Origin of the sequence: Undibacterium sp. Jales W-56 (assembly GCF_025548535.1) — a bacterium.
Lineage (GTDB): Bacteria > Pseudomonadota > Gammaproteobacteria > Burkholderiales > Burkholderiaceae_D > Undibacterium.
Window position 1 is genome coordinate 619584 of sequence record NZ_JAJLQW010000001.1, and the last position, 20698, is coordinate 640281.

Below are 20698 nucleotides of genomic sequence, written 5' to 3' on the forward strand. Positions count from 1 at the left end.
TTATGTACAAGTCTCACTTCGGTTTGCGTGAAATACCGTTTAGCATTACACCGGACACGAGTTACTTCTTTTTATTTGCCAGCTTTCAAGCCGCATTAAATACCTTGCTGGTTGCTGCAAAAAGTGGCGAGGGCTTCATCAAGATTACCGGTGAAGTCGGTACTGGCAAGACAATGTTATGCCGTAAATTCATGACGACCCTGGGGCCGGATTTCGTCACCGCGTATATCCCTAATCCGCTGCTTGATCCCAGCAGCCTGATGCGGGCTGTGGCCGATGAACTCGAAGTGCCGGCTAACCAGGATACTCACCAATTACTCAAGTCGATTAATCATCGCTTGCTCGATTTAGCCAGGCAAGGCAAGCGTGTCTTGCTATGCATAGACGAAGCGCAGGCATTGCCTCTGGACACACTGGAAGCCTTGCGCCTGCTGAGTAATCTGGAAACGGAAAAACGAAAATTGCTGCAGATCGTGTTGTTCGGGCAGCCGGAACTGGACGTCAAGCTGGCTCGTAACGAGATCCGTCAATTGGCGCAACGCATTACTTTTCACTATCATCTGCGCCCGCTGAATAAGCAAGAGATACAGGTTTATATCGCACACCGCCTGGCTGTTGCCGGTTGCCAGCAGCAAAACCTGTTTAGCCGCGCCGCGCTGAGCATGCTGTACCTGAGCAGCGGCGGTATTCCTCGCTTATTGAATATTCTCGCCCACAAGGCGCTGATGCTGAGCTTTGGCGCAGGCAAACCGCAGGTCGGTATACGCCAGGTTCTGCTGGCCGCTAACGACACGCTTGGCAGTACCAGTTTGTCCAGTGTGCGCAACTGGTTCTCACGCTTATCACTGGGTCTGGCGGCGCTCGCTTTTATTTCGGTCTGGATATATCTCAAATGAGTCTGATCAATCAAATGTTGCAGGATCTGGACAAGCGCGGCGTCGCGATTAACCCGCTTGAAACCGGTCCCGCAGCGGTCAGAGCGATTCCTGATGAGCCGTTTGGCCGTGATGCGGGTATCAGCCTGGCGCGCAAAATACTGCTAGCAAGTCTGATCGTCGCAGCCGCTGGGGTTGCTTTCTGGCTGGCCTGGCGACCAATTCGACCGACCAAGGGCATGACGGCGGCACTTGCAGCAACGCCAAAAAAAACAGCGCTATCCGCATCACAGCCGCCCGCAGCAGCAGTGACCGCCGACGCCAGCGCCAAAGCAGTGGCCGGATCAGCCCGCTTAAACCAGGTAGAGCAGCAGCTCAATGCCGAAGCCTTGCCGCCTTTATCCGCGCAATTGCTGCATTTAAAAATGAGCCCGGATCTGGATGCAATAGGACGCTGGGCGATTGCGGAAAAAAATACACATGGTCGTGAGCGTGGCAGTGAGCTTCAACCTTCGCAAGCGCCAGGCAGAACTTCAGGCATTGCAGAAGGCCGTAGCGCATCAGCAGCCATGCCCGATCCGGCTGCGGGAATGTCATCGAATGCCCAATCCACCGTGCCGGCAGCGACTCCGGCACCAACATCAGCGCCGACTATCACCGCGATTAAAACCGTTAAAGAAACCACGCCACAACAGCAGGCGGATAATGAATACCGCCAAGCGAGAAGTTTGCTGCAACAGGGCCGCAACGCCGATGCCATTGCCAGTCTGGAGCAAGTGCTTAAATTCGATCCGCAACATGCAGCAGCGCGGCAATCGCTGATCAGCATACTGATCGATAGCAAACGTCATGAAGACGCGATACGCTGGCTGCAAAGCGGCCTGGCGCTCGATAAGAGTCAAGTCAATCTGGCGATGATACTGGCGCGTTTGCAAGTTGAGAAACTCAGTGTTACATCGGCGATTGAAACCCTGCAGCGCAGCGTGAGTTATGCGGCAGAGCGCGCAGACTACCTGGCATTTCTGGCAGCGCTACAGCAGCGCGAAGGACATCATAAGGAAGCCGCAGATTTGTACGTCAACGCACTGAAGAAGAATCCGCAGAGCGGCGTATGGTGGATGGGTTTGGGGATTTCCCTGCAGGCGGACGGACGCAACAGCGACGCCACGGATGCATTCCAACGCGCCAAATCCAGCAATAGCCTCAGTCCCGAATTGCAGGCTTATGTAGAACAAAGAATCAGTCAATTACATGCCCGCTAAACAGTCATGCGACAGCCTGTTTCCAGGCTTGTCCGCGCAGACAACGCTAATTGCTTGCCGTCAGATAAGCCACGCATTTACGTACCAGCGGAGCGACTACCAGCACGGTAGGGAAGGCGATAGGCCAGGTACTTAAAAAACTTTTCAGCCAGCGTGTAGCAAAATCAGGCGTCATCCCCTGAGTCACGAACAGTACGACGGCAGAAATGATCGATACCATAATAATCGATAAGATGCCGCCGAATAAAAACGGTGCGAAGCGAGCAGGGACACGGCCTTTCATGCAAAATTCCTTTGTACTGAACGACGAATAGTCATGGTCAATGGCGACGCTGAAAGCAGGCAATCCTGGCATGCGTTGATCATGCGATGACCTGTCAAAGCGGCTGATTGCCAAAGCCTATAGCTTGGATACTGGTTAGTGTATATCTAATCAGAACTTACGCAAAAAAGAAAAAATAACTGCCAAGACGCAAAGGGCACAGAATAAAACGAATTTTCTGGGCTTTGCGTCTGGCCTATTAACTTAATCGATGAGGGCACTATTATGCTCAAACTATTTTTCAATTATCTTTGCATCTTGTTTACCTCAGTATGTTTACCCGCCGCAGTCCATGCGGCGGATCCGGTGCCTGCGGTTGGGGCGAGCCAATCTCAAGCCGCACAGCCGGCCGAGGTCAACGCCTTGCACGCTTTTCTCGATGAGTGGCATGACGATGCCGCCCATTCTCGCCTGGCGTATTTCGACAAGCTGGCTAAAAACGGCGTGTATATCGGCACCGATAAAACCGAGCGCTGGACCCGTGATGAATTTAAGGCCTGGGCTAAAGTCCCCTTCGAGCGACCCAGCGCCTGGGCATTTAAAGCGGTCAAACGCAACATCGGCATGTCCGCCGATAAAGCCTGGTTCTGGTTCGATGAACAGCTAGCCACCCAGATGGGCATCTGCCAGGCGTCCGGGGTTGTACATAAAACGGATAAAGGTTTTGAGATTGAACACTATCAATTATCGATTGCGGTGCCGAATGAACTGGCGAATCAGGTGGTCGAGAGCATTAAAAAATTTGAAGCTGCCGAAAGCAAAAAGTAATTAAATCTCATGATCAGCGCTCTTGTTTTGCTGACCCTTGCAATCAAATTTTTGCCAATGTGATCGTTGCGTTGATCAAGCCTTAGCCCGGCCGCGCTAAGAACGGCGGATCTCATTACGTTAAAGCCTTCCACGCATCGATTTTTCCAAATCGGGGGCGGACACCGGTAAACGCCGCGATATCCGCTGATTCCGGTTCTTTGAGAGCTGAATATACTGGGGCGGTGTATATTTTTCACCGCTTGTAAATTAAGCGAAATCGGCAATAAATCAGTCAATACTCCCCTAAAAATGCATATTTATCGGCTTAATCCCGAAACTTCCGGCGCAGTGGCGGCAGACTTCCGTACAATATCGCTTTGTTTTACCAAAAAGAAGAATAAGCATGTCCATACAATGGTTCCCCGGCCACATGAATGCTGCGCGCAAAAAAGCCGCAGAAACCATGGAAAGTACCGATCTGGTGATAGAAGTGCTGGATGCGCGTATTCCGCAAGCCAGTTGCAATCCTATGGTCGAGCAGCTGCGCAATTTTCGCCAGCGTCCTTGCCTGAAGATTTTGAATAAAAGCGATCTGGCTGATCCGCATGCGACCAAAGCCTGGCTGGATTTTTATAATGCCCAAAAGGGTGTGCATGCCGTTGCCTTGAGCTGCAAGAAGCCCTCTGACGTCGCCAAGGTGCCGGGTCTGGCGCTGGCGCTGGCGCCGCACCGCGCTGTGCCGACCAAGCCTTTGCGCATGATGATCATGGGGATTCCCAACGTCGGTAAATCGACGCTGATGAATGCCTTGCTGAAAAAACGTGTGGCGAATGTCGGCGATGAGCCTGCGGTAACCAAGGTGCAGCAACGCCTGTATCTCGGCAAGAATATGATCCTGGTGGATACGCCGGGCATGTTGTGGCCGAAGATCGCGCATCCTACCGACGGTCTGATGCTGGCGGCGAGTCATGCGGTCGGCGTGAATGCCTTGATCGAAGAAGAAGTGGCGACCTTCCTGGCGGAGCGTTTATTGCTGAATTATGCCAAGTTCCTGACTGCACGTTATGGTTTCCCTACTGAAGGCATCGATGGCGTCAGCGTGATCGAAGGCGTAGCGAAAAAACGTGCGTATCGACTCAAGGGCGGCGAGTGGGATCTGGAAAAAGCCGCACATACCTTGCTGCTCGATTATCGCAGCGGCGCGCTCGGACGCATCAGTCTGGAGACGCCGGCCAGCCGCGAACATCTGCTGGCGACTTATGTGCCGCCGGTATTGTTAGGCCAAGGTAAAACCACCGATGTCTCGCAAGGTGAGCAGGGCGAGCTGGACCCGCTGCCACGTCAGTAAATTTCCAGTTGTACGGCGATGGCCTGAGATGCTTGCTGAACAGTGCTTGGCCGGACATCAGCCGTTGATGACTTTGCGCGCAAATGATTCCAGGTAATCCATCAATGATTCTGCGGCCTTGACCGCTTGTTCTTCATTGCCCTTGGCAATTGCTTTGGCAAGCATCAGGTGGCAACGCGCTCCTTCCTCGATATCGCCTTCATGCTGAAACGCATACCAGAAGCGGCGACACTTAATCACAAGCGGCACCACCGCTGCCACCGCAGACGGATTGCGGCAGGCTTCATGCACGACGTGATCGAAGGCCTGGTCGGCTGCCATGTATGCGTTCAGATCGGCGCATTTAGCGGCGATGATCATGTGATTGGCGCACTCCACCATATCGCTGCGATGCTGGGGCGTGGCCCGGCGGGCGGCACTGCTGGCGATCAGTCGTTCAATCACCCGGCGGGTCTCGATCAGCGTCATATGCTCGGCAGCCTCGATGTCGCTGACGATCAGGCCGCGGCGCGGCAATTGCTGGATCAGACCGTTGGATGACATGCGCATCAGTGCTTCGCGCAGAGGCGTGCGGCCCAAGCCGGTTATATCGACTAATTCTGCTTCGACGATCGGCGAGCCCGGTTTGAGTTGCAAAGTAACGATCATGCTTTCTATCGCATCGTAGGCGATGTCGGCAGCGCGCAGCTTGGGTGCCGGAAAGGTCAGCGGCATGGACGGTGTGGGCTTAGGGGCAGTGGCAAGCATCAGGCATCCGGATTCTGTATTTTGTATTTTGTATGGATTTTATCGGTAATTTTTCGAATTTTACTTGGTTATTTTGTGTTTTATTAAATTCTCGTATGGTTGCGGGTTGTTAATCCAAGATTGGCATTGCGCCAACCCCGGATGATGTTGCGATCAATCAGCGCTGACCAGACTCAAAGGCAAGCAGACTCAGAGGTAAGCAGACACATCGGGTCGATGGTCCAAAGCCTTGCGCACGATGGCCGTCACCCGTTCGCGCTCCGCGCCGACTAAGGGCTGGCGTGGCAGACGGACATTTTCATTGCCGACACCGGCGAGTGCTTCAACCAGTTTCAGATTTTGTACCAGCTTGGTCGAGACATCGAGGTGTAATAAGGGCATAAACCATTGATACAGCGTCAGCGCTTCATCGTAACGCTTTGCCTGCATCAAGTTATACAGCGCGACAGTTTCTTTGGGAAACGCGACCACCAGTCCCGCCAGCAAACCGTCCGCACCGACTGCCAGACCTTCAAACGACAGATCATCCACGCCCATGAATAATTGATAGCGATGGCCGACTGCGTTGCGCAGATCGGTGATGCGGCGAATATTGTCGGTCGATTCTTTGATCGCGACCAGCCATTCGCAATCCGCGAGATCCTGAAAATCTTCCGGCGTCAGATCGACTTTATAAGTGACGGGATTGTTGTAGACCATGATCGGTAGTTGCGCCGCTTTGGCGATCGTACGCAGATTGTCTTTGGCTTCGCGCGCATCGGCGGCATACAGCACTGAAGGCATCACCATGAATCCCTGCACACCTAGGTCGGCCGCTTGCCGGACGAAGCGCACGGCATTCGCGGTGCGGGTTTCGGACACATTGACTAAAACGGGGACGCGTTGGTCCGCAACCTCCAAAGCGATTTTGGTTACTTCCAATTTTTCATCAAACGACAAGGTGCTGGCTTCCCCCAGCGAACCGCAGGTCACCAGTCCATGCACGCCGCTGTCGATCTGGAAGGCATAGTGCTTTGCCATCTCGGCATGATCAAGCTCCTCGTTGGCTTTAAATTTAGTGGTGACTGCAGAGAAGACGCCGCGCCATTTGCTGTTGTTCATGCTGTTTCCTTGATGGTTGATATGAGTGGTGGATTACTTAGCTCTGAAATTTCAGGGGACGAGGTAAATCATTGGATGAAGATGAAAATCGATGGACTATGCTAATATCCTTTAAATATATTTACAATATATTTAAAGTGTTGCATGATATTTAAAATATTGTTGAATTTTTATCTTGTTGCAGTTGTTCCATGTAAAATGAATAATATTAATTATTTTTTCAATAATGCTTCGGCTACTATCCATGCTCATTGATTCCATGCCCATCGCCTCTAGCGCCGACGTTAATTCCAAGCGACATCAAATTGCCAATGAAATTGCCGACGTCTTTTTTGCTGAAGCTCTATTTGATGCGATGCCGGATGTGGTTTTTTTCGTCAAAGACATGGCGGGGCGCTACGTGGTGGTGAATCAGACTCTGGTGAACAGGATAGGCGAAAGAGAGAAAGCGGCATTGATAGGGCGGACTGCAGCGCAGGTTTTCCCCGCGTCGTTAGCGGTCAACTACGATGAGCAGGATCAGCTGGTGCTGAATGGCGATACCGCGCTGAACGATCAACTGGAACTGCATCTGTATCCGAATCGGGATCCGGGCTGGTGCCTGACCAAGAAGCTGCCTTTGCGCGACGTGAATAATGTGATCATCGGCTTGACCGGCATCTCGCGCGATCTGGCGATGCCGGACCAGCGCCACCCGATTTATCATCAGATTGCCGCCGCGGTACGGCACTTGCACAGCCATTATTTCCAGAATATCCAGATGGCGGATCTGGCGCAGTTGACCGGCTTATCGGTGGCGCAGATAGAGCGTTATTTCCACAAAATATTTGCGCTGACACCCCGTCAGATGATTATCAAAATCCGGCTTGATGCGGCCTCATCGATGCTGGCCGATCCGACCAAGACCATCACCGATATTTCCGCCGCCTGCGGTTATCAGGATCACAGCGCCTTCTCCAGAATGTTTAAATCCACCGTGGGCATGACGCCCAGCGATTATCGCAATGTCGTTCTGAGCCGGGCTTAAACATTGTTGCTAAGGCTATGCGCGCTCCGCAGGTTTTAGCGGATTCCCCAGACGAACGGGTCAGCTTCATCCAGGAGTAAGGTCGCCTCGGCATTCACATAAGCGCGACCGCGTATGCTGGGTCGGATTTCATCGGCCTGAAGCGTGCTGCCTGTGCGCTTATACGAGGCTTCAAACACGCTGCCGATGATGCTTTCCTGGCGCCAGATGTCGCCTTCCGCCAATTTGCCATCGGCTGCCAGGCAAGCTAATTTTGCACTGGTGCCGGTCCCGCAGGGTGAACGGTCATAGGCTTTGCCAGGGCACAGGACAAAATTCCTGCTGTGGTTTTGCGATGAAGCGGGCGGCGCAAATAACTCGATGTGATCAATTAGCGCAGCATGTTCACCCGCGATGCCTTGTGCTTCAAGCGCCTGCCGTACGCGCCAGCAATAATCGCTGAGGGTATCGATATTGGATGGATCGAGTTGCAATCCGTGCCCGGCAATTAAAAAGAACCAGTTGCCGCCCCAGGCAATATCCCCGACCACCCGACCGATACCGTCGACCTCCAGCGTCACCGCATGCCGGTAACGGCGCGCCGGCACATTATGCACAGTCACGCTATGATCGGCATGCAATTCGACTGACACAATTCCGACCGGGGTTTCGATGCGATGCGGACCGATACCGATCTTGTTTTGGTAGGCAAGACTCACGACAAAACCTATCATGCCGTGACCGCACATACCGAGATAGCCGACGTTATTAAAAAAAATCACGCCGACTGCACATGAGCTATCGTGCGGCGCACAGGCCAGCGCGCCGACGATGACATCGGAGCCTCGCGGTTCGCACACTGTCGCAGAGCGATAGTGATCGAATTCCGCCTTAAAGCGCGCCAGCCGTTCTGTCAATGGACCATCGCCGAGATCGGGGCCGCCGTCGACAATCAGACGGGTAGGTTCGCCGCCGGTATGGGAATCGATAATCAATATTTTTTTCATACGACAAGGATACTCAACTGAATTTGATTTGTCTTGACGGATTACGGCAGTTTTTCATATGGAAACGGCATAGCCGAAGCATCATGGGCTTTAAAATAGGCACATGCCTGCAGATTGGCGATCGGATAGCGCGCATAAAATTTGCCATGCGATAATGCATGTTGAATTACGAAAAATACCATCACTTTGCATGAATTTCGGACCACGCCAACGCGAATCATCAATGCCTGATTTAGTAAAAAAACGTCTGTTGATCGGCGTGACGGTATCGCTATTGATCCACGCTTTTGTACTGTCTTTGCAGTTCGGCATCCCGGGATTGGGTTTGCCGGGAATAGAAATGCCATGGGAAAAACGCCGCGCACCGACGCCGCCCTTGAGCATACAAATTGCAAATGCCTTACCTCCAGCCGCATCGGCGAGCGTGCCCGATTTGCCAGCTCCGCCATTGGCAATGCCTGCAGCGACGCCGACCAATACGGTACCGACGCCAGCACCCGTCGGCGCCATACAACTGGTCGCGCCTGCGGTTCCCCAACCGCTTGCTGCACCGTTGAAGCCAGTGACTGTCAAAAATAAAACGGCAATTAAAAAAATAGCACAATTGCCGACGCCACCGGCACCAGGTCCAGGCACCACGCAAGCGGTGCCGGAAGAGTTGCCTGACAATCCGCCGCGCATTATTGCCCAGGATCAGATGAGGGACGATAGTTTTGTCGTGCCTTTACCTAGCCCGGAAGAGCCGGAAAGAAAAAGCACCGCTAAGCCGGAGGTAAAACCAAAAGTCGAGCCACTACCCGAGCCAGTCAAGCTCGCCGATTTACCTGAAGCTCCCGATCCTGCTTTGCAACAGGCGGCAGAGGCGGCCAGTCTGGCCAAATTGGCGGATGAGAAAAAACCAGCAGAGCTCATTCGACAAGATCTTGCCCGGCAAAAAAAGCTGAAAGAAGAAATGCGTCAGCTGGCTGAAGTGCCAGCGCAACAGCAGCAACAAAAACTCGCGACAAAAAAACTCGAAGAAGATAACCGGCAATTAGCAGAAGAATTGACGCGCAAGCAAAATGAAAAACTGGCGGAGCAGGCCGCGCTGGCTTTGCAAAAGCAGCAGGCGGAAGAACTAAAACGGCAGCAGCAAGAAAGCTTGCGTCTGGATCTGGCACGTCGCCAGGAAGAAGAAAGCAAGCAAAAACAAGCGCTGGAATTGCAGCTACGCAAACAAGCGGAAGAGATCGCGCAGCAACAGGCGATTGCCGTGGCTCGTCAAAAATTGGAGAAACAAGCGGAAGAACTTGCGGCCAGACAAAAGGCGGAGCAGCAGGCGCGCCAGCTTGCCGAGGTGCAGGCGCAAAAAGAGCGTGAGCGTTTGGCGCAAGCTGCCCAGCCAGCGCAAACCTCCACCGGACAGGCGAAGTTTGAACCAAGAACGCTGGCACCGTTGGGAAGCGCTAGCAGCGACCGGGCCGGTGAGCGTAGTGGCGATAGCCTGGTAGGTACCGGCAATGACAAGGACGCCGCTAAAGGCATCGTATTGCCGAAGAATCTGCTCAGCAGCGATCTGGCAAACCGCGCATTAGATCAGGCGCGCGGACTGGATTTGTTGCGCGGTAATCCACCCGTGCCCCGGTCAACCGAAGACATGAGCAAATCCCGTCGCCGCAGTTTCCTGGGGAGCGAGGATAAAGAGTTTCCGGTACGGATGTATGTCGAAAGCTGGCGCCAAAAAATTGAACGCAACGGCAACCTGAATTATTCGCAAGTAGCTAAAGACAAGGCGCGCGGCGATCCGGTTGTGACGGTGATCATTCGTAGCGATGGCAGCGTCGAAGACATCATCATCAACCGCTCCAGTGGCCGTGCCGATCTGGATGAGGCGGTGCGTCGTATCGTCAGGGTCAACGCACGCTATGCGGCGTTCCCAGCCAATATTGCCTTGAAATACGACGTCATAGAAATCCGGCGCGTCTGGAATTTTGACGATACCTTAAGGATTCTTGAAGAGATACGTTGAGCTCATTGACCAGTGTCACCAATTAGCTATGCCGGCTCAGACTTGGCCTTACCGACGGTGTCAGATCTGGTTTAGTTCCCCATGCTGACAGTGTTTATATCGTAGACGAGCCATTGCCGCATTATCGCGCCGCAGGAACCTTGATCCAGATCAAAAAAAGGAAAAATCACTTTGAGCATCAGACCAAAACTCAACCGCCGCATCGCAATCGCCCTCATTTGTTCTTGTTGCCTCCCCCTCACCAGTTGGGCTGCCGACGATACCGCGAAGATGCGCGCCATCGTCGACACGGCGATTCACCCTCTCATGGCAGAGTACGACGTGCCCGGCATGGCGGTCGCCGTGACTGTCGATGGCCAAGCTTTTTTCTTCAACTACGGAGTCGCTTCGCGGGAAAAAAATACGCCGGTCAGCGAGGCGACACTGTTCGAGCTCGGCTCCATTAGCAAGACTTTCACGGCAACGCTGGGCTCTTATGCACAGGTGCTCGGCAAGCTGTCGCTGGACGACCATCCCGGTAAATATATGCCACAACTGAAGGGGAGTGCGATCGACCAGGCCAGCCTGCTCAATCTCGGCACCTATACCGCGGGCGGACTGCCGCTGCAATTTCCCGACGAGGTCTCGGATAAGGGGATGACTGGCTATTTCAGGCAATGGAAACCGGACGCCGCGCCCGGCGCCCAACGTGAATATTCCAATCCCAGTATCGGCCTGTTCGGGCATATCACCGCGCTCGCCCTGAAGGCTGATTTTGCCGACGCCATGGAAACCCGGGTTTTCCCCCAGCTCGGCTTGCACCACAGCTATATCCGTGTGCCAAAAAGTGCGATGCCCAATTATGCCTGGGGATACAACCAGGCGAACCAGGCGATACGGATGAACCCCGGCGTCTTCGCCGCGCAAGCCTATGGGGTCAGGTCGTCGGCTGCCGACATGATCCGCTTCGTGCAGGCGAACATCGCGCCGGGCCGGCTGGATGAGTCAATGCGGCGCGCGGTCGATGGCACCCATGTAGGCTACTTCGAGGTCGGCAAGGTCGGGGAAATGGTGCAAGGGCTGGGATGGGAGCAATATCCCTACCCGGCCAGCCTGGAGCGCCTGCTGGCTGGCAACTCCGAAACCATGATCTGGGAATCCAATCCCGCCAAGCGGATCACGCGGGCAACGACGCCGCCCGGACCGGCCCTGTTCAATAAAACCGGCTCCACCGGCGGATTCGGCGCCTATGTGGCATTCGTGCCGGACAAGAAGATCGGTATCGTGATGCTGGCCAACAGGAACTATCCGATCCCCGCCCGCATCAAGGCAGCCCATGCGATCCTGGAGCAACTCGGGCCAATAGCCAAATAGATTAGCGCTGCAAAATCTGCCCTAACACTTGACCCGCATCGAATGGCCCATCGCCTTGCCGTTGCTTGATTGCCCGTAATGCCAGCCAGCAGAGTACGTGGGCTTTGCCGCTTGGTACCCACAATGGCGTTTGCAGGCATGCAGCCAGATCCTTGAATGCGATGCGCACGGCTTGCCCTTCCCAGTTGCTTTGCATTCCTTCGAGTGACTGACGATTCACATTGACGCCAATCGCCGCGCATTGGATGAAGCCGGTGGTGTTTTCTTTGACCAATGACAGCAAAGGGCGATCGCTTAAATCGATCCGTAATTGCGTTTCTTCCTGCACTTCTCTTTGCATGGTCTTCAGAAGATCCAATTCACCTTGATAGCGATCGAGTTGTGGATGCATCGCGCCGCCAGTCACATGCCAGTGATGCGGATGAGTAGCCACCGTGCCGGAACGCCGCAGCAAAATCAGTTCTTGCGTTTGTTCGCACACCAGCAGCGCATTGGCGCTCAGGATCGCCGGCTTGCGGCCTTCCGATCGCAAGCTGCAAATTTCGGAAAACTGGATTGCTTCGACCTCTAAGCAACTGCTATTGAGCGCTGCTGAAGTCACCATCAGATGCGTATCGTCTGGTTTGCCTGTTGCTGCCAGTTGTCGTGCATGATGTTGGCTGGCCGCTATTTGTGCGGCCGACAAAGTGGCTCGCCCTTTGATCCGTACCTTCGGCGGCGTCGCCAGAAAATCAATCAATTCCAGCGTAGCACCAAAATAGACCTGGAGTTGTGATCGCAGCGATTGCAATGCGGCTGGGTCGGGATGCATGCTAAACAAATCCGGTTGTGGCAAGATAAGGAACAATTTTAACAGGCGAACAAAATGCGAATTTTAATCACGGGTGGTACGGGTTTGATCGGGCGGCACCTGTGTGCGGCATTGCTCGCAAAAGGGCATGAAATAAGCGTCCTGAGCCGACGGCCTGCAATGGTTCGAGGTATGTGCGGTGCTAGAGTGCAGCCTCTGGCATCTTTGCAGGAATGGACGCCGGATAAAAGTTTTGATGCGGTGATTAATCTGGCCGGCGAGCCTATCGTCGATGCACGCTGGACTGCCAGACGACAGCAAATCCTGCTCGATAGCCGGGTCGGCTTGACGCGCGATCTGGTCGCTTGCATGGCGGCGGCAACAAGCAAGCCGGAGGTATTTTTGAGTGGTTCAGCGATTGGCTGGTATGGCGATACGGGTGACCAGTGGATTGATGAGGCCGCGACGGCGGGGCACGATTTTGCCGCCCGGTTATGTCTGCAATGGGAGCAACAAGCGCTCAAGGCCAATGCGCTCGGCATCCGTACCGTGCTCTTGCGCACCGGCCTCGTACTGGATGCCGCTGGCGGTATGCTGCACAAATTATTACTGCCTTTTAAACTCGGCCTGGGGGCGCGTCTCGGCGACGGACAGCAGTGGATGAGCTGGATACATATCGATGATTATGTCGCGGCACTGCTGTTTTTATTAGAGCAAACTCAGGTGCAGGGGGCGCTGAATATGACGGCACCGGTCGCCGTAAGAAATGCCGAGTTCACGCAAACCCTGGCGAGGGTAGTGCGCAGACCGGCCTGGCTGGTTGCTCCCGCCGCCTTGTTGAAAATAGCGATGGGCGACATGGCGATTTTATTATTGGGTGGGCAGAGGGTGACGCCGCAGGCCTTGCAAAGTTACGGTTTTGTTTTTAGCTACCCCACCTTGGAACCGGCTTTGCGGGCCTTGCTGAAAAAGCAGTGAATCCCAAAACCGCAGAAAATTTAAAACAATCTGGCGCACCTCAGTTAGCTATGCAAAATCCCGACATCGACTTGCCAAGGCCCGCCAAGCGCCATATCTGCGAACAATGTTTACGACCTCAGACGGTTTGCATTTGCCCATGGGTGACGCCGATTGCCAGCGAGATTGAGGTAGTGGTGTTGCAGCATCCGCTGGAAGTACAGCATGCCAAAGGAAGTGCGCGGCTGTTGCATTTGAGTTTACCGGGCAGTCAGATGCATGTCGGCGAAGTATTCGATGAAACATGGCTGGAAGCATGTTTGCATGCCGATGGCAGGCGCAGTATTTTGCTCTATCCGGACACGCCGCAAGACGCCTTGCTGGGATTGCTGTCAGCGCCGCCGCTGGAGTGCGTCGCAGCCGATCGTCCTGGCTCGTTACGATTGATCGTGCTCGACGGTACCTGGCGTAAAAGTCGCAAGATGTTGTATCTAAATCGCTTGCTGCAAGGTCTGCCGCGCGTGAGCTTGCGTGACATCGGTGCGTCGCATTACCGGATTCGTAAGGCGCATAAGCCAGATCAGCTATCGACCCTGGAAGCGACTTGCTATGCATTGATGCAGCTAGACAGGATGCACGAAAACTCCGGGGAAAAATATCAAGCGCTGTTGAGCGCGTTCGATCGCTTTATCGCACAACAGGAAGCGATACAGGCGGCCCATCGTAAAATCTGAACGTCAATACTGATGCGCTTGGCAGGCCGTTTTCGTGCTGCAAGGCGCATGGAATCAGCGGATTCGATATCAAGAGCCAGTTCGCCGGATCAGGCTAAAGTTTCGGACGCTTCACCGCGGCGCAGGCAGTGTTTACCGCTTTGTTTACCTGAGTACATGGCGGCGTCGGCGCGCTTGAGCAGACTGATGGTGTCGTGCCCGTCGTGCGGAGCAAGTGCATAGCCGATGGTCAGGCCAACGCTGCAAATTTGTTCGCGCAATTTGAATGGCATGCTGAATGCATCGAGCAATTTATGACCAAGTTCATGCGCTTGCTGCACGTTATTCACGCCCATCGACATCACGACAAATTCATCGCCACCCAGGCGCGAGACCAGATCGGCACTGCGTAGATTAGCCTGCAAGCGCTGCGCCACGGCGATCAGTAATTCGTCGCCGATGTCATGACCGTACTGGTCGTTTACTTGTTTGAAACCGTCGAGATCGAGCATGTACACGGCCAGAATATTATCGGCAGACGCCTTCGGCAGCATGGTATTCAAGCTGGTATTGAGGCCGCGTCGATTCGGCAGGCCAGTCAAAGGATCGGTATGCGCCATCGAGTGCAGGGTATCGCGTTCACGGGTAGCGTCTTGCGCTGCGGTATGCAATGCCTTGGTGCGCAGCCCGAGGACCCGCATGAACACCAGCATGTCAAAGGTAGCGCCGAACTGGAATGAATGTAAAGTCCAGAAATTGGCAGGAATGCCGCCCTTAATGACGCCGATCAGGATCGCGGTGGTGACAAAATAGACCACCCAGGCGCTCAGGAAATATCCGCCGACGGTATCGCCGCGCCGTGCTCTGGCAATAGCGCCCGGCATTCCCATCAGCACCGGCGTCATGCCCAGGGTGCTGATGATGGCGGTCACAATATGGATATCGATCATGTCGAACGAATACAGTGCTGCAAATACCATCGTCAGGCAGGCACCGCCCTTCATCATGATGCCAAAGTAGCGATGGCGATCCCGCCCTGCCAGCGCCTGTTCTATGAAGAGAAACGAGCCGCATGCTGCGATCAGTGCGGACAGGCCGCCGGCATGCAATTCCATCCAGACGTTCTCCGTCCAGACGTATTGCGCCCCCACGCCAAACTGCAATAAGGAAAACATCAGGCTGCCAGTCAACAGCACGGCATATTTAAGGAACAGGTATTCGCCCAGGCTCAGCCATTGCGCCAGACTGTAGATCAGTAAGCAGAGAGCCAGGCCGGTCATCATGCCTTGCAGCATCTGCTCATTCAGGGCGCGCGCATGAAAGTTGGAGGGTTTGCTTAAACTGATGGGGACAATCATGGCGCCGACTGTCTCGACCCGCAGATATAAGGTGTAATCGCTATCCGGCTTGAGCTTGAGTCCAAGCGCATGAGAGCGGCTGGTGATCGGGCGTTTGGAATACGCTTGCATATTACCGAGCAAGCTATGTTGTATTTGCTGCTTATTTTGCGTCAGGTAAACGTCGATTTTGTTTAAGACGGCATAATCGATATCGAGTACCCAAAGACCGTCGCTGGCTGAAGAAACGGCCAGAGGAATGCGCAGCCACACGACATCTCTGCGCAAGCCTAAGGTATCTGCGGCAGTTTTTGGCCGGACGAATTGCGATTGATCGGCAATCACCTCATCCACGCTGAGCTTGCCAGCAGGATCGGGCATGATGCTGACCGCTGACCAGGCATCAACTGCGGGATTCGCATCGCGCAGCTGCAATGCGGCTTGTGTCGCGCCTGCTGCAACTGGCATTGCCATTTCTGTGGCAAACGCCTGGATGCCGGTCATCCAGCTCATTAAAAAAACGATGAAGTAGCCAGGTAGGAAATATCGGCCAGCAATGTGTCTGACGAAATTTGTCCAAGAACGAGTGCCTTGATGTTGTCGGCTTCTCATGAGTTGCAAGATGGGGGATGCTAAACCTGTAATGATGGAAGCGATTGAATCGTCTTCATATCCGGAGATACGAAGCGAAAGGAATAGTATCGTGGCGCTGCGGTTTTGCTGTCAAGCGTCATTTTGAACGAAGTTATGCGTATTTTTCAAAACTTGCCGATAAATTAATACAATTTAACTATTCCAATCGCTTGCCCATCATTTGTAAACCGGTAGTTGCCTGAATTAATTCTGTACACCTGAAAAATCTTCATTTGGCGCAGAATTTTTTTCTATGGCATGCGTAATTTTGGTTTCAAGCGAGTTCATCCAGTCCGGTGCTTTCGGATCCGATGTCCAGCCGGACATCATGGCATTCACGTTGGCTAAAAGATGCTCGGGTAATTTCAGCGGGCGTGTCTGATCCATCAGGATATCGCTGATGAACTGAGTGCCGAACAGGCGGGTGATAAAGCGCGAGATAGAAAATTCCGGCAATACCAGACGCACCGTGCCATCAATCGCTGCGGTGAGAAACATCAGCGTGCTGAAGACCAGCTTGGACAATAAGCCGACGCGGCTATCGATGCCCAGGTCTTGTGCCGTGGCAGAGCCGCACAGATAACGTGTCATCAGAACCGGGAAAGGTTTGATCAGGCGGAAAGGAAGCACGGCTTCCATGGTATTCATCAAGGCGATTCCCAGACCGGGACGCGGATCCGGCGCACTGGGGTCGGCGCGACCACGGGCTTGCATTTGCGCGAACATGGCTTCCGCTTGTTCCATAGTCTCTGCCATCAATTCACGTTGTATGCCCAGGATATGGCCAACCACATTCCAGGTATGCAGGTAGGCGATTTCATCCTCCTGCGACAAACCAAGACCGAGGCGACGCAGACTACGCAGGAATACATAACCGAAAGTCAGCAGGGTATACGCGAGCTCTTCCTGATTGCATGGCAAGCCATCTTCACCTAAGCGCCAGCCGTGTGCGAACAAGGCCTGGTACATATCGTTCGAGGTTTCGGGCAGAGCGTTCGCGGCCAGCGGTGGAATGATGCCGGCATCTTTGTCGTTTTGCTCGTCACCTAAAGCGAAGACAAGATCCTCAGGTTTGCCGCGCAAGATCAAATTACGGATCGTCGCGTGGATCAGCCGCACTTTGAGAATTTGCGCAATGCCGCTGCCGTCGGGGTTGGTCAACCCACCCTTCATCATGACTGGGAAAATCATCGCCGCGGTCGAGCGTATTCTGTATTCCGTATGTTTTTCCAATTGACCGGCGACATGCAACACCGCGGATAAATCGGGGATCACATAACACTCGGGCAGGCTGGAGCAAAACAGCAGGGTGCACGACAGCATGCCGTAATCAATAAACAGGGTCTCGGCCCGATGAATTTTGGCGAGATCGGCCCAGGCTGGCAGGGTTTTTCCTGTCGTCAGGTAAGTTTGTAAAGCAGCGGTAATCTCAGGCGGCGTACTGCTATCGACAGGCATCCAGTGCTGGATGCTGGCATTGGTTTGCCATTGTTCAAATTGCCGATTCACGATACCGATTTTGCGCCACTGCATCGCGTGAGCGGTGATTTGCGTCGTCGCGTTGGCAGACGGTGTTGCCCAGGGACCGACAATATCGGCTATCGTTGTATCGGCTAAAGGATCGGCCTGGTATTGAGATTGATCGAGTTGTGCATCGGTGATTTTACTGATGGGCGCGACACTTACTTCATGAATATTCCACTGCCTCCAGGCCGCCCAGGCGCATAACAAAGGGATGCCCATGACGAACACCGTCATGCTGCGGATTTCGACCGGATAACCGACCAGCAACTGGAATACCATCGCACTTGCATACAGCCCCATCGGCAACAAGGCATCGCGTTTGCTATAGGTATTCCCGACTTGCATTTGAAGATCCTGCGTAGACAGCCGGAAGCTCAATAAGATCATCAGTGAGACAAAGACCCAGCCAAAAAAACCTTGTATGGTCTCGCCGAACCACCAGCCATCGGTTTTCGTCATGATCCAGGCTTTGAGTTGGTACACCATGTACGGATCCGCACCGAGATCGAAAGCGGTGACCAGCATCGCGGCGAGAAACGACATAAACAGGATATTGGTGTAGCTCGATCTGGTGTCGATCGGAGTGCGCCACACGATCAGATTGCTGATCACGTAGCAGGAGTAAGTCAACGCAAACCACATCAAAGGAATCACCATAGGTACATCGACGAGTCGCCATCCGAGCACATCGGTATATACATAGCTGCCAAAAAACCAGCCATGCGATGACCCCATCTGTTCGGCAAACCAGCCGAAGCTGACCGCAATCAGCATAAATTTCAGCGCGGTTTTTGCGCCCAGTAAATGGCTCGCATTGACCCAGCACATGGCGAACATCAATACGGAACTCGCCACAATCGCCATCGTGGTCTCGCTATGCGTACGCCAGGCCATCACGATTAAAAATGCGGAGAAGAGGAGGTAACCGAGAATAGACCAGCGCGTCAGAGGAGATTTCATAATTGCGTTTGAACGTGAGCGTTGAGTAGAGGTTGATGTGCGGGTGTCACTGGCTCCGCCGCATTCAGACCGGTTATGTATGTGCTCTTGAAAAGAGACATATTTGCGTTGAGAATCTTACTCTATGAATACGGCAATGTGTGAACAATCCGACAGGCGTATCGGGTATGGGCGGACGTAAAATTGCGCCGCGTTGATCGTGCTGAATTGTGCTGAATCGTACTGAATAGCGCTGAAGAAGTGGCCGCAGGACAGCAACGATACCAATAAAAAAGCCTCACAAAAAATTGTGAGGCTTTTTAGCAGCGCTATATTGCAACGCTGAACAGCATGTAATCCTCGCGGAATTACATCATGCCGCCCATACCACCCATGCCGCCCATATCGTGACCACCGCCCATGCCGCCGGCTGGTTTGTCTTCTGGCAACTCTGCAACCAATGCATCGGTTGTCAGGATCAGGCCAGCAACCGATGCTGCATTTTGCAATGCTGAACGCGTTACTTTAGCTGGATCGAGAATACCCATTTCTATCATGTCGCCATAAGTGTCGTTGGCAGCATTGAAGCCGTAGTTGCCAGTGCCGTTGACAACGGCATTGATGACGACGCTTGGTTCGCCGCCAGCATTGGCAACGATTTCGCGCAATGGAGCTTCGATGGCTTTCAAGACGAGTTTGATACCTGCATCTTGATCAGGATTGTCGCCTTTGATCACGCCGGCAGCAGCACGTGCGCGCAGCAATGCAACGCCGCCGCCAGGTACAACGCCTTCTTCAACCGCTGCACGAGTCGCGTGCAATGCATCTTCAACGCGGGCTTTCTTTTCTTTCATTTCAACTTCAGTTGCTGCACCGACTTTGATCACTGCAACACCGCCAGCCAACTTGGCAACGCGTTCTTGCAATTTTTCTTTATCGTAGTCAGATGTCGCTTCTTCGATTTGCGCGCGGATTTGTTTTACGCGGCCTTCGATACCAACAGCTGGACCTGCACCGTCGATGATGATGGTGTTTTCTTTGCTGATTTCGATACGCTTAGCTTGACCTAATTGATCCAATGTTGCTTTTTCCAAAGTCAGGCCGACTTCTTCAGCAATCACTTGGCCGCCAGTCAAAATCGCGATGTCTTCCAGCATGGCTTTACGACGATCACCAAAACCTGGGGCTTTAACAGCCGCAGTTTTCAAGATGCCGCGGATGTTGTTGACCACCAGAGTTGCCAGTGCTTCGCCATCGACATCTTCAGCGATGATCAGCAATGGACGGCCAGACTTAGCGACTTGTTCCAATACCGGCAGCAGGTCACGGATGTTGGACACTTTTTTGTCGTACAGCAAGACAAACGGGTTTTCCAAAATCACGGCTTGTTTTTCCGGGTTGTTGATGAAGTACGGTGACAGGTAGCCACGGTCAAATTGCATACCTTCTACGATATCCAATTCGTTATCCAGTGACTTGCCATCTTCAACAGTGATCACACCTTCTTTGCCGACTTTGTCCATGGCTTTAGCGATGATATCGCCAATGTTTTGGTCAGAGTTTGCAGAGATAGAACCAACTTGAGCGATTTCTTTGTTAGTCGTAGTAGGACGTGCCAGGTTTTTAACTTCAGCAACCAGCGCTACCACTGCTTTGTCGATACCGCGTTTCAGATCGGTTGGATTGAAACCGGCGGCAACATATTTGAAGCCTTCGCGAACGATCGCTTGTGCCAATACGGTTGCCGTAGTTGTACCGTCGCCAGCGTTGTCAGAAGTGCGGGAAGCGACTTCTTTCACGAGCTGAGCGCCCATGTTTTCGAGTTTATCTTTGAGTTCAATTTCTTTAGCGACTGAGACACCGTCTTTAGTCACTGTAGGCGCGCCGTAGGAGCGTTCCAAAACTACATTGCGACCTTTAGGGCCTAAAGTTACTTTAACTGCATTGGCCAATACGTTAACACCGTTAACGATTTTAGCGCGTGCGTCATCGCCGAAAATTACTTGTTTAGCTGCCATGTTAAATC

General features: G+C 53.4%; 18 protein-coding genes. 9 read left to right on the top strand and 9 right to left on the bottom strand.

Annotated features, from left to right (window positions below):
- The first annotated feature begins 2 nt into the window (after positions 1-2).
- The gene (locus LPB67_RS02795; protein WP_262835541.1) at positions 3-896 is read left to right on the top strand and encodes an ExeA family protein; all 894 of its coding nucleotides are present in this window, start codon (positions 3-5) and stop codon (positions 894-896) included.
- Positions 893-2137, top strand: a complete 1245-nt coding sequence (locus tag LPB67_RS02800; protein WP_262835542.1) for a tetratricopeptide repeat protein — start codon at positions 893-895, stop codon at positions 2135-2137. Before LPB67_RS02795 ends, LPB67_RS02800 begins: the two co-directional genes overlap by 4 nt.
- 46 nt (positions 2138-2183) lie before the next feature.
- Here the strand turns inward: LPB67_RS02800 and LPB67_RS02805 are convergent, their stop codons facing one another.
- Positions 2184-2420 (bottom strand): DUF2798 domain-containing protein, encoded by a 237-nt coding sequence (locus tag LPB67_RS02805; RefSeq protein WP_262835543.1) that lies wholly within the window; start codon positions 2418-2420, stop codon positions 2184-2186.
- A 264-nt stretch (positions 2421-2684) separates the two neighbouring features.
- Between LPB67_RS02805 and LPB67_RS02810 the strand changes: the two genes are divergently transcribed.
- Both LPB67_RS02810 and ylqF read left to right on the top strand, forming a co-directional pair.
- Entirely contained in the window at positions 2685-3227 is a 543-nt protein-coding gene (locus tag LPB67_RS02810) for a nuclear transport factor 2 family protein (protein WP_262835544.1), read from the top strand.
- A 385-nt stretch (positions 3228-3612) separates the two neighbouring features.
- A complete protein-coding gene (ylqF, locus tag LPB67_RS02815) occupies positions 3613-4557 on the top strand; it encodes a ribosome biogenesis GTPase YlqF (RefSeq protein ID WP_262835545.1) in 945 nt (314 codons plus the stop codon).
- 57 nt (positions 4558-4614) lie between these two features.
- Here the strand turns inward: ylqF and LPB67_RS02820 are convergent, their stop codons facing one another.
- Complete coding sequence (locus tag LPB67_RS02820) at positions 4615-5304, bottom strand: GntR family transcriptional regulator (RefSeq protein ID WP_262835546.1); 690 nt, start codon at positions 5302-5304, stop codon at positions 4615-4617.
- Between the two features lie 189 nt (positions 5305-5493).
- Entirely contained in the window at positions 5494-6405 is a 912-nt protein-coding gene (locus tag LPB67_RS02825; RefSeq protein WP_262835547.1) for a dihydrodipicolinate synthase family protein, read from the bottom strand.
- A 259-nt stretch (positions 6406-6664) separates the two neighbouring features.
- On the opposite strand from LPB67_RS02825, the gene LPB67_RS02830 reads away from it, so the two are divergent.
- A complete protein-coding gene (locus LPB67_RS02830; protein WP_410482691.1) occupies positions 6665-7432 on the top strand; it encodes a helix-turn-helix domain-containing protein in 768 nt (255 codons plus the stop codon).
- A 35-nt stretch (positions 7433-7467) separates the two neighbouring features.
- Here LPB67_RS02830 and LPB67_RS02835 read toward each other — a convergent pair whose 3' ends face one another.
- Positions 7468-8418 carry a proline racemase family protein gene (locus LPB67_RS02835; protein WP_262835549.1) on the bottom strand — a complete coding sequence of 317 codons (951 nt, stop codon included), beginning with the start codon at positions 8416-8418 and terminating at the stop codon, positions 7468-7470.
- Between the two features lie 223 nt (positions 8419-8641).
- On the opposite strand from LPB67_RS02835, the gene LPB67_RS02840 reads away from it, so the two are divergent.
- A complete protein-coding gene (locus LPB67_RS02840; protein WP_262835550.1) occupies positions 8642-10426 on the top strand; it encodes a cell envelope integrity protein TolA in 1785 nt (594 codons plus the stop codon).
- Between the two features lie 71 nt (positions 10427-10497).
- Here LPB67_RS02840 and LPB67_RS02845 read toward each other — a convergent pair whose 3' ends face one another.
- Positions 10498-10716, bottom strand: a complete 219-nt coding sequence (locus tag LPB67_RS02845; RefSeq protein ID WP_262835551.1) for a hypothetical protein — start codon at positions 10714-10716, stop codon at positions 10498-10500.
- Here LPB67_RS02845 and ampC point away from each other — a divergent pair.
- Positions 10628-11779: a class C beta-lactamase gene (gene ampC, locus LPB67_RS02850; protein ID WP_410482710.1), complete on the top strand. Its 1152-nt coding sequence runs from the start codon at positions 10628-10630 to the stop codon at positions 11777-11779. The genes LPB67_RS02845 and ampC overlap by 89 nt on opposite strands.
- A gap of 1 nt (position 11780) precedes the next feature.
- On the opposite strand, the gene LPB67_RS02855 is transcribed toward ampC, so the two are convergent.
- Positions 11781-12590, bottom strand: coding sequence for an NUDIX domain-containing protein (locus LPB67_RS02855; protein ID WP_262835553.1), 810 nt, complete (start codon positions 12588-12590; stop codon positions 11781-11783).
- A 54-nt stretch (positions 12591-12644) separates the two neighbouring features.
- On the opposite strand from LPB67_RS02855, the gene LPB67_RS02860 reads away from it, so the two are divergent.
- A complete protein-coding gene (locus tag LPB67_RS02860) occupies positions 12645-13547 on the top strand; it encodes a TIGR01777 family oxidoreductase (RefSeq protein WP_262835554.1) in 903 nt (300 codons plus the stop codon).
- Positions 13548-13597: 50 nt separating this feature from the next.
- Positions 13598-14260 (top strand): tRNA-uridine aminocarboxypropyltransferase, encoded by a 663-nt coding sequence (locus LPB67_RS02865; RefSeq protein WP_262835555.1) that lies wholly within the window; start codon positions 13598-13600, stop codon positions 14258-14260.
- A gap of 89 nt (positions 14261-14349) precedes the next feature.
- On the opposite strand, the gene LPB67_RS02870 is transcribed toward LPB67_RS02865, so the two are convergent.
- From LPB67_RS02870 to groL, 3 genes are all read right to left on the bottom strand, one after another.
- Positions 14350-16089 (bottom strand): diguanylate cyclase, encoded by a 1740-nt coding sequence (locus tag LPB67_RS02870; protein ID WP_262835556.1) that lies wholly within the window; start codon positions 16087-16089, stop codon positions 14350-14352.
- A 324-nt stretch (positions 16090-16413) separates the two neighbouring features.
- Entirely contained in the window at positions 16414-18693 is a 2280-nt protein-coding gene (locus LPB67_RS02875; protein ID WP_262835557.1) for a carotenoid biosynthesis protein, read from the bottom strand.
- 347 nt (positions 18694-19040) lie between these two features.
- Complete coding sequence (groL, locus tag LPB67_RS02880) at positions 19041-20690, bottom strand: chaperonin GroEL (RefSeq protein ID WP_262835558.1); 1650 nt, start codon at positions 20688-20690, stop codon at positions 19041-19043.
- Between the last annotated feature and the right edge of the window lie 8 nt (positions 20691-20698).